General features: G+C 71.8%; 12 protein-coding genes. 3 read left to right on the top strand and 9 right to left on the bottom strand.

Translation table 11 applies throughout. From position 1 onward, the window contains the following. Positions 1 to 790 (bottom strand): alpha/beta fold hydrolase (locus AB0C69_RS29160; protein ID WP_360358355.1); only part of this gene is annotated, 790 nt, incomplete at its 3' end. A 123-nt stretch (positions 791 to 913) separates the two neighbouring features. Between AB0C69_RS29160 and AB0C69_RS29165 the strand changes: the two genes are divergently transcribed. Beyond that, positions 914 to 1,453, top strand: a complete 540-nt coding sequence (locus tag AB0C69_RS29165; RefSeq protein WP_360358356.1) for a nuclear transport factor 2 family protein — start codon at positions 914 to 916, stop codon at positions 1,451 to 1,453. Here the strand turns inward: AB0C69_RS29165 and AB0C69_RS29170 are convergent. Next, the gene (locus AB0C69_RS29170) at positions 1,426 to 2,187 is read right to left on the bottom strand and encodes a hypothetical protein (RefSeq protein ID WP_360358357.1); all 762 of its coding nucleotides are present in this window, start codon (positions 2,185 to 2,187) and stop codon (positions 1,426 to 1,428) included. The two genes, AB0C69_RS29165 and AB0C69_RS29170, sit on opposite strands and share 28 nt — an antisense overlap. Then, positions 2,184 to 2,792 (bottom strand): sigma-70 family RNA polymerase sigma factor, encoded by a 609-nt coding sequence (locus tag AB0C69_RS29175; RefSeq protein ID WP_353833925.1) that lies wholly within the window; start codon positions 2,790 to 2,792, stop codon positions 2,184 to 2,186. Before AB0C69_RS29175 ends, AB0C69_RS29170 begins: the two co-directional genes overlap by 4 nt. Before the next feature lie 186 nt (positions 2,793 to 2,978). Here AB0C69_RS29175 and AB0C69_RS29180 point away from each other — a divergent pair, with 186 nt between their 5' ends. After that, positions 2,979 to 3,512 carry a GNAT family N-acetyltransferase gene (locus AB0C69_RS29180; RefSeq protein WP_360358358.1) on the top strand — a complete coding sequence of 178 codons (534 nt, stop codon included), beginning with the start codon at positions 2,979 to 2,981 and terminating at the stop codon, positions 3,510 to 3,512. 335 nt (positions 3,513 to 3,847) lie between these two features. Next, the gene (locus tag AB0C69_RS29185; RefSeq protein ID WP_360358359.1) at positions 3,848 to 4,018 is read left to right on the top strand and encodes a hypothetical protein; all 171 of its coding nucleotides are present in this window, start codon (positions 3,848 to 3,850) and stop codon (positions 4,016 to 4,018) included. 77 nt (positions 4,019 to 4,095) lie between these two features. Here AB0C69_RS29185 and AB0C69_RS29190 read toward each other — a convergent pair whose 3' ends face one another. From AB0C69_RS29190 to AB0C69_RS29215, 6 genes are all read right to left on the bottom strand, one after another. Beyond that, a complete protein-coding gene (locus tag AB0C69_RS29190; RefSeq protein ID WP_360358360.1) occupies positions 4,096 to 4,782 on the bottom strand; it encodes a class I SAM-dependent methyltransferase in 687 nt (228 codons plus the stop codon). A gap of 22 nt (positions 4,783 to 4,804) precedes the next feature. Then, positions 4,805 to 6,037, bottom strand: coding sequence for a DUF4032 domain-containing protein (locus AB0C69_RS29195; protein ID WP_360358361.1), 1,233 nt, complete (start codon positions 6,035 to 6,037; stop codon positions 4,805 to 4,807). Positions 6,038 to 6,040: 3 nt separating this feature from the next. Further along, on the bottom strand, positions 6,041 to 7,330 hold the full coding sequence (ugpC, locus tag AB0C69_RS29200; protein WP_353833929.1) for a sn-glycerol-3-phosphate ABC transporter ATP-binding protein UgpC: 1,290 nt from the start codon (positions 7,328 to 7,330) through the stop codon (positions 6,041 to 6,043). 9 nt (positions 7,331 to 7,339) lie between these two features. After that, positions 7,340 to 8,170: a carbohydrate ABC transporter permease gene (locus tag AB0C69_RS29205; protein ID WP_345171067.1), complete on the bottom strand. Its 831-nt coding sequence runs from the start codon at positions 8,168 to 8,170 to the stop codon at positions 7,340 to 7,342. Continuing rightward, complete coding sequence (locus AB0C69_RS29210) at positions 8,170 to 9,120, bottom strand: sugar ABC transporter permease (protein ID WP_345171069.1); 951 nt, start codon at positions 9,118 to 9,120, stop codon at positions 8,170 to 8,172. The genes AB0C69_RS29205 and AB0C69_RS29210 overlap by 1 nt, the downstream gene beginning before the upstream one ends. Positions 9,121 to 9,181: 61 nt before the next feature. Next, the gene (locus tag AB0C69_RS29215; protein WP_360358362.1) at positions 9,182 to 10,561 is read right to left on the bottom strand and encodes an extracellular solute-binding protein; all 1,380 of its coding nucleotides are present in this window, start codon (positions 10,559 to 10,561) and stop codon (positions 9,182 to 9,184) included. Positions 10,562 to 10,602: the final 41 nt, after the last annotated feature.

Consider the following 10,602-nt stretch of genomic DNA (forward strand, 5'->3'; position numbering starts at 1 on the left):
GGCTACTGGGCCGCCCAGTTCGCCGGCGGCATCCTGGGGGCGCTCCTGCTGTGGGCGACCTTCTCCGGCTCGCCCGATACCAGTTGAGGCCACCGGTGAAGCCCGTCCGGCGGAACTCGTCGGCGTAGAAGGCGAACTCGTCCTGCGACAGCCACGGCCATGGAAGGGGCGGGGCTTCGGGGAGCACATCGAGGTATCCGTTGCCTTCGCTCGGGTGCTGCCAGATGTCGAGGTACCGGTAACCGCCGCTGAGCGCCCAGAAGACGTTCGCCAGGAAGCGGTCTGGTTCGGCCCCCAACTCCTCGTCCGCAGGCCCCTCCTCCTGGAAGTAGTGCACGTGCACGAAGTGCTGTTCGGCCATGCGCGCGTACAGCTCGGTGGGAGGACGCTTCGAGACTGGCATGCGCGGCACGCTCAACTGCATCAGCGCCTTGACCCGTCCGGGGGCCCATTGAGGGAGGTCCCAGACGAGAGCGGCCCCGAAGTCGTGGCCCGCGAAGACGGCCTCGTTGATGTCCAGGGCGTCCAGGACACCGACCATGTCGGCGACGGTGTGCCGCCGGTCGTAGGCCCGCGGCGAAGGCGGGCGGCCGCTGCGCCCGTATCCGCGCATGTCGAGGGCGATGGCCCGGTATCCCGCCGCGGCCAGAGCCGGGAGCTGCCGCCGCCAGCTGAACCAGAGGCCCGGGAAACCATGGCACATCACCACCGGGAGACCGTCGCCCTGCTCGACCGCGTGAAGGGTGACGTCACCCGCGTCCAGCATGTGGTGGCGCTCGCGGAAGCTCATCCCGGGTCCTCCCTCCGCCAGGGACGATCCTGAGGCCTCGCGCGCGGCGCGGCGCTCCGCCCTCCCGGTCACCGGGACGGCGGTTGGACGGGCGGCCGTCCCGTCGGCGAGGGTCGGGCCACCATGTCACGACTCCCGAGGTCACAACTCCCGAGTCCCGACCTCGCCGCGCGCGTCGCCCGGCTGGAGGCCATCGAGGAGATCAAGGCGCTCAAGCACCGCTACCTGCGGGCCTGCGACGCCAAGGACCCCGACGGGTTCCGCACCTGCTTCATCGCCTCGGGCGCCTCGATCGACTACGGCCGGCTGGGCGCGTTCGACGACGCGGAGGGCATGGTCAGGGTCTTCGAGGCGATCGCGCTCCGGAAGGTCGACGGCCGGAGCGCCGTCCTCGACATGCACCACGCGACGCACCCGGACATCACCGTCCACGACGGGACGCGCGCGTCGGGACGCTGGACGCTCAAGTTCCGCCAGGTGAACCTGGAGGACGGCACCGAGTCGGTGAGCACCGGCGAGTACGACGACGAGTACGTGGTCGAGGACGGCCGCTGGAAGATGGCCAGGTGCCGCTTCCGCCGCCACTGGACGATCACCCGTCCGCTGGGCCCCGGCTGCCGCGTCGACCTCGACGGTCAGTTCGAGTCCGCGAAGGAGACGTAGCCGCCGGTGTCGGTGATGAGGACCGTCCTGCCGTCCTTCCTTCCGGCCGGTGGCCGCGGTGCCGGGACCTCGGGGGCCGGCCGGTTGCGGCACGGAACGGCTCGTCCGCTGACCAGGTAGGTGCCGACCGACGTCCCGGATCCGGTGCGCCGGCCGTCCTGGTCGTAGACACCGGAGGTGGTCAGCGTCCAGATCATGAACTGGCCGCGCTCGAAGTGGCCCGGGTTGATCGTCATCTTCCAGCCGCCGCCCGGCCGCGGGAGATCGCTCGGCACGGTGTAGAGGCCGTCCGGCATGTCGTACACGTTCGGCGGGAGGTCGACCTGCCTGGCATGGGGCTGCGGGCACACCTGGCCCTCAGGGATGGAGTACACGACCGCCGGCACGCCCAGCGAGCGCAGTTCCCGCGAGAGCGCGTCAGCGTCGCGCGAGTCCAGGGTCTTCTCGGTGACCTCGACGGTGACCAGGCCGGACGGATCCCGGGTCACCGCGTAGGCGGGCTGGGCGCCGCCTGTCCAGACCGGAAGAACGCCGGCGACCGCGCACGCCGCGCACGCCGCCGCCGCGAGTCCCCACGCCCGTCGCCCGCGCACCGCCCGCGGCCGCCGCGGCGGCCGGGCCGCCGACGCGCGAGCGTCCCGCTCCGTTCTGGCGGCGACCGCCGCGGTCAGCTCGGCCAGCCGCCGTTCCTGGTAGCCCGCGAGCGGGGTGTCGTCGCCGGAGATGCTGCTCATGAGGAGGCTCCCTTCGCCAAGGGGGACGGTGGAGTGGCGGTCGACCGAGCGGATGCCGCGTCGTCCGCGGAGAAGGCGGCCTTCAGCCGCCTACGGGCCCGGTGCAGTCGAACCCGGGCGGCACCGTCGCGGATGCCCAGCGCCGCGGCCGCCTCGGCCAGGCTCAGGCCGTCCAGATCGACGAGCTCGATGACGCTGCGCAGCCGCTCGGGCAGCACGGAGAGCTTCGCGTGCAGGCCGCGCGCCGCTCGCTGGGCGTCGATCTGCTCTTCCAGCCGGACGATGTCGTCACCGTCCAGATGGCGATGCCCCCCGGCCCGCCGCGCCTTGTCGCGTTCACCGGCGTGGCGCCGCCACTCGGCGGCCACCACGTTCCGGGCGATGCCCAGCAACCACGCCCGCGGGCTTCCCCGGCCGGCCTGGTAGCGCCCGGCGGCGTCGATCGCCGCCAGGAACACCTCGGTGGTCAGATCGTCGACCGTGTGAGGATCGGAGATCCGGCGGGCCACGAAGCGGGTCACGTCCGCGACATGCCGCCGGTAGAAGACCTCCAGCGCCGCTGGATCACGGCCGATCGCGGTGACGTCCGCCGGATCCGTGTCCACGGCCGACTTCTCATCTCCCATCCAAGAGCCTCCCGCCATGTGCTGTTTGGTCTTCTTGGTGGGAGGGCCTCGTCGTGTTACAGCCGCCGTCCCTGTGCGGATCGGGACCACGGCCCGGCTAGAGTCGCACCCGACGAACGACGCGAGCCCGCGGGCCGCCCCGACCTGGTGAACAGCGTGGACCTGGTGAACAGCGTGGAACCGATCTTCCGGACGGCCGAGGCGGACGACGTCCCGGCCCTCGTCGCGCTCGTCGAGAGCGCCTACCGCGGAGACTCCAGCCGCGACGGCTGGACCACCGAGGCCGACCTTCTGGACGGCCAGCGCACGGACCCGGAGGCCGTGGCCGCCGTGGTGCACGACCCGCGCGCGGTGATGCTGGTGGCCGAGACGGACGGCGCGCTCACGGCCTGCTGCCAGCTGGAGGACCGCGGCGGGCACGCCTACTTCGGCATGTTCGCCGTCAGCCCGTCCCAGCAGGGCGGCGGGCTCGGCCGCCGGGTCCTGGGCGAGGCCGAGCGGCGGGCGCGCGAGCAGTGGGGCGCGGCCGAGATGCGCATGACGGTGATCAGCCAGCGCGAGGACCTGATCGCCTGGTACGTCAGGCGCGGCTACACCCGGACCGGCGAGACGAGCCCGTTCCCCTACGGCGACGAGCGCTTCGGCCTGCCCAAGCGCGACGACCTGGAGTTCGAGCTCCTGGTGAAGAAGCTCAGCTGACGCCCGCGTACCGTTCGAGCCGGGCCGCCGCGTACGCCGGGCCCGGCGCGGCGCGCAGCCGTCCGGCCAGCGCGGTCGCGGCCTCCCGGCCGCCGGGTTCGGGAGCGCGACGACCGGCACGCCATCGTCAGCCCCCCGCCAGCAGAGATTCGATCATCACGGTCATCGTCGCCTCGGCCTCGGCCCGCGATCCGGCGGGGTCCGCAGCGCTGTTGAGGGTTGACCGCCGCCAGGCAGCTCTTTGGCCGCCAAAGCCTCACCGGGAGTTTCAATGACACCCTTGAAGGCGTTGATCGATGGGAGGCGGACGCGTGAAGTTCGTTCTTGAAGTGGACATGAGTGAGGGCGCCGTCGCGCAGGACGCCGTCGCCGAACTGGGGCGGATCCTGCGGTACTGGGGCGGGAACGTCCGGCACTACGAGTTGAGGCCGGGAGACGGGTCCGCCGTCCACGACTCGGACTACCGCGAGGTGGGGCGCTGGGAGATCACCGAGACGCCCGCATAGCCCGGCGAACCGGACGCACGGCGAGACGCCCGGCCGGGAGATCCGGCCGGGCCCTGTGCGGGGAGCTCAGCGGGAGTTCAGGAGCGCGACGGGACCAGGCGGAAGGCGACGAAGGCGGGAGAGTGCTCCAGCTTCGCGTGGTCCTCCGGGTAGCGGTCGGCCATCTCGGGGACGGGCCGCGGCTCCACAAGCTCCTCGATGAGGAACCCGGCGGCGCGGAACTCGGCGCAGATCGCCGTCAGGGGGCGCCGCCACGCCCGGATCGGCCAGTCCCGTTCGGGGCTCAGCGACTCCTCCACCGGCTCTTCGAGGAAGTAGGAGCCGCCCAGGCGCAGCCATCCCGCCATCGGATGCTCCGTCGAGAGGACGACGGCGCCGCCCGGGGCCAGCATGCGGCGGAACTCCTCCAGCAGCGCGACGCGGTCGTCGAAGTAGTGCAGCGCCAGCGCCAGCACCACCAGGTCGACGGAGGCGTCCGGCATCCAGGCCACGGGCGTGGACAGGTCGTGGACGCGCAGGTCGGCGCGGCCTCCGGTGCGTTTCACGGCCATGTCGACGAGAGTGGGGCTGACGTCGCAGCCGGCCACGCGGGCGCCGCGGTCGAGAAGTTCCCGCGCGTAGAGGCCGGGACCGCACGCGGCGTCGAAGACGGTCAGGCCGGCCACGTCCCCCGCGAGGCCGAGCACGGCGGGACGGTCGTAGAGGGCGTTGTAGGAGCTGTCCTCGGCATGGGCGGCGTACTCGTGGGCGAAGCGCTCGTACATGCCCCCGATCGTGCCAGAAAGATCAACCGGAAGTGTCAGGAGGACGACCGGTCTCTGTCAGGTCCTCGGGGACCTCCGGCAGGACGGAGGTGAGGTAGTCGCGCGCCGCCGCCGACGTTCCGACGTCGCGTCCCGCCTTCTCGGACAGGAACCAGCGGTGTTCGAGCACCTCGTGGAACAGTTCGACGTCGTCCAGCCGGTCGCGCAGACCGGGCGGGACCGCGGTGACGACCGGCTCGTACACCTCCGCCAGCCACCGGTTCGACGCGACCACCTCGGGGACCGGGCCGCCGCGCACCCGCTCCAGGTGGCCGCGGTAGGCGGCGATGTCGTTGAGGAGACGGCGGGCCTGGTTCTCCTGCGCGTCCAGCCCGGTGCGGGCCATGAGGATGCGGCGGTGATGGCCGGGTTCGGCCACACGGGTGCGGACGCGCAGGCGGGCCCCGGACGGTCCCGCGTCCACCAGCTCCACCTCGTCCACGTCGAAGCCGAGGGAGTTGATGCGGCGCAGGCGCTCGGCGATGCGGTAGCGCTGCTCGTCTGGACGCAGGACCTCCTCGCGGGTCAGCTCGTCCCACAGCCCCCGGTAGCGGCGGACGGTGTCGTCGGCGACGTCGATCGGGTCGACCTCGCGGGGGAGCGTGCCCGCGGCCGCCAGGTCGAACAGCTCCCCGGCGATCCGCTCGCGGGCGAGGGAGAGGTCGTAGCCGCGCTGCCCCTCGGTGAGGGAGGGGTGCAGCTCGGCGGTCTCCGCGTCCACCAGGTAGGCGGCGAACGCTCCGGCGTCCATGCGGAACAGGACGTTGGACAGCGAGCAGTCGCCCCACATGAAGCCCGCCAGGTGCAGCCGGACGAGCAGCTCCACCAGCGCGTCCAGCAGCCGGTCCGTGGGGTGGCCGTAGCGCGCGTTGGCGAAGAGCGCGCGGTAGGACGAGGAGTGGTCGAGGAACCGGGTGACGAGGACGGCGTCCAGCTCCGGGCGGTCCACGACCACCCCGACGACCTCGACGGCGGGCAGGCCGAGCTCGCGGAGCCGCCGCAGGAGCCGGTACTCCCGGCGCGCCAGCCGCGCGTCCAGCTCCTTCACCGCGTAGACGCCCCCGCCCTCGGACACGAACCTGACCGTGTGCCGCGACAGGCCCCGCTGCCGGATCTCCACGATCCGCTCGTCGTCCCAGGCGTCGAGCGGCTCGGACCACGGCAGGTCCAGCAGGCCGGCCGACGACTCGCCGGGTGGGGTGAAGACGAAGTGCACGGCTCAGGGCCGGGTCGCGGACGTCCCGCCCGCGGTCCCGGCGGCCGGCTCGCGCTGCGCCTCCCGGTGGGCGGCGCGCGACTCCTCGGCGAGCCGGTCGAGCTGTGCGACGCGCTCCTCGTCGCGGGTCAGGTTCTCGCCGGTGGCCGGGTCGAACAGGTGCACCCGCGTCGTGTCGATCCAGAGCTCCGCCCCGCGCCCCGGCGCGATCATGCTGGCCGCGTCCAGCGCCACGACCGCCTGGGTCCGGAGCTGGTCGCCGTCGAGCTCCCGGGACAGGTCCCGCAGCTGGGCGGCGAGATCCTCGGGCGCCTCGTACGGGACGTAGGCGTACAGCTCGTTGCCCAGCCACTCGGTCACGTCCACCCGGACGCGCACGAGGCTGCCGCGCGCCTGCTTCTCCTCGCCGACGAGCGAGGCGTCCTCGAAGTGCTCGGGGCGGATCCCGACGAGCACGACCGACCGGTCGCCGACCGCGGCCGCCTTGCGCGCGTCGCGCAGCTCGAACCGTCCGAGCGGCGTCTCCAGGAACACGCCGTCCGCAGCGCGGTCCACGGACGCGGGCAGGAAGTTCATCGACGGCGACCCGATGAACCCGGCGACGAACAGGTTCACCGGCTCCTCGTACAGCTCGCGCGGGCTCCCGACCTGCTGCAGGACGCCCCTGCGCAGCACCGCGACCCGGTCGCCGAGCGTCATCGCCTCGGTCTGGTCGTGGGTGACGTACACGGTGGTGACGCCGAGGCGCCGCTGGAGCCGGGAGATCTCGGTGCGCATCTGCCCGCGCAGCTTGGCGTCCAGGTTCGACAGCGGCTCGTCGAACAGGAACGCGTCCGCCTGCCGGACGATCGCGCGGCCCATCGCGACCCGCTGCCGCTGCCCGCCGGACAGGTTCGCGGGCTTGCGGTCCAGGTGCTCGGTCAGCTCCAGCAGCTCGGCGGTCTCCGACACGCGCCGCCGCACCTCGTCGTCGGCGACCTTCGCGAGGCGGAGCGGGAAGGCGATGTTCTCGTACACGCTGAGATGCGGGTAGAGCGCGTAGTTCTGGAACACCATCGACAGGTTCCGCTCCCGCGGGGCGACCTTGTTGACGACCCGGTCGCCGATGACCATCTCGCCGGACGTGATGTCCTCCAGCCCGACGATCATCCGCAGCAGCGTGGACTTGCCGCAGCCGGACGGCCCGACCAGGATCATGAACTCGCCGTCCCGCACGTCCAGGGAGACGTCGTTCACGGCCGGGAAACCGTCGCCGTACCGCTTGACGATGTTCTTCATGGTGATGGCGGCCATGGTTTCCTCTCAGCCTTTGACGGCGCCGGACGTCAGCCCGGCCACGATGCGGCGCTGGAACGCCAGGACGATGATCACGACCGGGACCGTGACGACGACGGCGGCGGCGCAGATGGCGGTGGTGGGCTGCTCGAAGTAGGACTCCCCGGTGAAGAACGCCAGCGCCGCCGGGACGGGCCTGGCCCGGTCGGTGGAGGTCAGCGAGATCCCGAAGACGAAGTCGTTCCAGCAGAAGAAGAAGGTCAGGATCGCGGCGGTGAACACGCCGGGCGCCGCCAGCGGGACGATCACCTTGCGGAACGCCTGCCAGGAGGTGGCCCCGTCCACCTGCGCGGCCTGCTCCATCTCCCACGGGATCTCGCGGAAGAACGCCGACAGCGTCCAGATGGCGAGCGGCAGCGCGAACGAGATGTAGGGGATGATCAGGCCCGGCCAGGTGTCGTACAGGCCGATGTTGCGCCACAGGTCGAACAGCGGCCCGACCAGCGACACCACGGGGAACATCGCGATGGCGAGCGCGAACGACAGGATCAGCCGCTTGCCGGGGAACTCCAGCCGCGCGATGGCGTAGGCGACCAGCGTCGCGAACACCACCCCGACGAACGTGGCGATCAGCGAGATGCCGATCGAGTTGATCAGCGCCGAGGTGAACAGGTCGGTCTTGAAGACCGTCTCGTAGTTGGCCCACGTCCAGGTCTTGGGGAAGAACCCCTGGACGTTGCCGATCTCGCTGGGCTGCTTGAACGACAGCATCACGATCCACACGATCGGGAACGCCGTCCACACCAGGATCAGCAGCGAGGCGACGATCCACAGCGACTTCGAACGCGCCGACTCCATCAGCGATCACCTCGCACCTGGGACAGGTCCACGCGGAACCCCTTGATGAACACGGCCGCGATCAGCACCACCGACAGGAACAGCAGCACCCCGACCGCGTTGCCGAGGCCGAGCTCGGTCCGGGTGATGATCTGCTGGTAGGTCAGGAACGACAGCACCTGGGTCTTCTCCTGGCCGGACGTCATGATGAACACGTTGTCGAAGATCCGCCACGCGTCCAGCGTCCGGAACAGCACCGCGACGAGGATCGCGGCCTTCATGTTCGGGATCGTCACCCGCCTGAGGCGCTGCCACGCCGTCGCGCCGTCCACCGTCGCGGCCTCGCCGAGGTCGGCCGGCACCTGCGCCAGCCCGGCGAGCAGCAGCAGCGACACGAACGGGGTCGTCTTCCAGATCTCCGACAGGATGATCACGAACAGCGCCGCCCAGCGGTCGGAGAACCAGGCGAAGTCGCCGAGCCCGAACCAGGAGTTGACGAACCCCGACTGGACGTCGAAGGCGTACTTCCAGGCGAACGCGGAGATGACCGTCACGATCCCGTAGGGCAGCAGGATCGCGGTCCGCACCGTCCGCCGCCCGAACACGGCGCGGTGCATCACCATCGCGAGCGCGAACCCGATGACCAGCTCCACCCCCACCGTGGCCACGGTGATGATCAGGGTGGTGAGCACCGTCTGCCAGAACAGGGCGTCCGACAGCGCGGTCGCGTAGTTGCCGAGCCCGACGAAGCGCCGGTCCTCGGGTGCGGTGATCCGGTAGCTGAACAGCGACTGGTAGACGGCGTTGACCAGCGGATACGCGGTGACCAGCAGCATCACCACCACGGCGGGCAGCGAGAGCAGCAGCCCCAGCCTGCGCTCGGCGCGGCCGCGGTCGGAGATCTCCGCGCGGGCGGGGGCGGGGGCGCCGTCGGCGCGGCCGAGCTTCGGCGCCGTTTCTGCGGACGTCATCCGGACACCTTTCTCTCCGAGGCTTCCCTCACGGCGGCGCCGGCCTCGCGGCGGCCCTGCCTCACAGCAGGGCCTGGTCGCTCAGGACCGCCCGGACGAACTCCGCGGACCGGCGCGGCGTCGTCGCGGGGTTCACCGAGGCGGGCGGATGCCAGCGGTTCTGGACGGCGCCGGACAGGTCGGCGTAGTAGGGGGTGGCCGGACGGACCGCGGCGGCAGCGATGGAGTCCCGCATCAGCGGGGCCATCGGGAACTCCTTGAGGATGTCGGGATCGTCGTAGATCGCCGGGCGGGCCGCGACGTTGCCCTCGTCGAGCATGTAGCGCTTCATGTTGGCCGGAGAGGTGATGCACCGGACCGCGTCCACCGCCAGGTTCTGGTGCTTGCCGTAGGCGCCCACGCCGATCTCGATGCCCCCGAACGGCGGTCTGCTCGGCTGCCGCGGGTCGACCCGCGGGTAGCGGGCCCAGCCGAGGTCGCCGACGATGTTCTTGCCGATGGCGCCCGCGTCGGCGTCGCCCTTCTCGGCCCGCCAGACGTAGCCCCAGTTGAGCAGGAAGCCGCCGCGCGCGCCGTTGATCGTCGCCCGGGACTGCTCCTCGATGTCGGTGGACAGCGTCGGGCTCGCCGCGGCGGACCGGGCGAGCCTCCGGATGATCGACGCCGCCTGCCGGCCGGCCGGCGAGTCGATGTCGATGCTCGCGTCGTCGCCCTTCTCGGCCTCGCTGATGACGCGTCCCCCCGCCGAGGCGATCAGGGCGTTGATCCACACCATGTAGCCCTCGTACCGGTTGCCCTGGACGCCGATCGTGGTGTTCGTGCGACCGGCCGCGTCGATGAGCTTGTCCCAGGTGAAGTCGGCCGCGTTCGGGTCGATGCCCGCCTTCTTCGCCACCGACTTGCGGTACCAGAGCAGCTGCGTGTTGGCCCAGAAGGGCGCCGCGTAGAGCTTGCCCTCCCACATCGAGCTCTGCACCGCGGGGGAGAACACCCCCTCGGTCAGCGGCGCGGCCTCGCTCCTGGTGAACGGGCGCAGGAACCCGGCGTTGGCGGCCTCCGCCACGAAGACCGGGTCCAGGCTCATGAGGTCGAGCCCGGAGTCCTTGGCGGCCAGCCGCCTGATCAGCTGCTCGCGCTGCTGCGTCGCGTCGCTCGGCAGCAGGGACGTCCCGATCCGGTACCGGCCGCCCGCGGCCTGCGTGCAGGACTTCGCGATGGCCGCCTGGCCGCCGTTGTCGGGGTTGACGTACCAGGTGAGCTTCGGCGCCCCGCCGCCGTCCCCGCAGGCCGTCAGCCCCCCGGCCAGCAGTGCCGCCGCCACCGCGCCCCTGAGCCAGGCCGATCGCGCCCGCTCCGCGGGACCGCGCCGGCCGGCCGTCCCCTCCCAGGGCCGGGCGCGTCCCGCCCGGTCGCTCTCCGTTCGGTCGACTCGCTCGCCCATGGGGCCTCCCGGTGCTCCCACCGGACTGCGGGCGCTTCGCC

Source organism: Actinomadura sp. NPDC048032, from assembly GCF_040653175.1.
GTDB classification, from domain to species: domain Bacteria; phylum Actinomycetota; class Actinomycetes; order Streptosporangiales; family Streptosporangiaceae; genus Spirillospora; species Spirillospora verrucosospora.

Excerpts from the sequence above, each read along its gene's own strand:
- ugpC (WP_353833929.1), bottom strand. The coding sequence starts at position 7,330 with ATGGCCGCCATCACCATGAAGAACATCGTCAAGCGGTACGGCGACGGT.
- AB0C69_RS29210 (WP_345171069.1), bottom strand. The coding sequence starts at position 9,120 with ATGACGTCCGCAGAAACGGCGCCGAAGCTCGGCCGCGCCGACGGCGCC.
- AB0C69_RS29185 (WP_360358359.1), top strand. The coding sequence starts at position 3,848 with ATGAGTGAGGGCGCCGTCGCGCAGGACGCCGTCGCCGAACTGGGGCGG.
- AB0C69_RS29170 (WP_360358357.1), bottom strand. The coding sequence starts at position 2,187 with ATGAGCAGCATCTCCGGCGACGACACCCCGCTCGCGGGCTACCAGGAA.
- AB0C69_RS29215 (WP_360358362.1), bottom strand. The coding sequence starts at position 10,561 with ATGGGCGAGCGAGTCGACCGAACGGAGAGCGACCGGGCGGGACGCGCC.
- AB0C69_RS29165 (WP_360358356.1), top strand. The coding sequence starts at position 914 with ATGTCACGACTCCCGAGGTCACAACTCCCGAGTCCCGACCTCGCCGCG.
- AB0C69_RS29205 (WP_345171067.1), bottom strand. The coding sequence starts at position 8,170 with ATGGAGTCGGCGCGTTCGAAGTCGCTGTGGATCGTCGCCTCGCTGCTG.
- AB0C69_RS29190 (WP_360358360.1), bottom strand. The coding sequence starts at position 4,782 with ATGTACGAGCGCTTCGCCCACGAGTACGCCGCCCATGCCGAGGACAGC.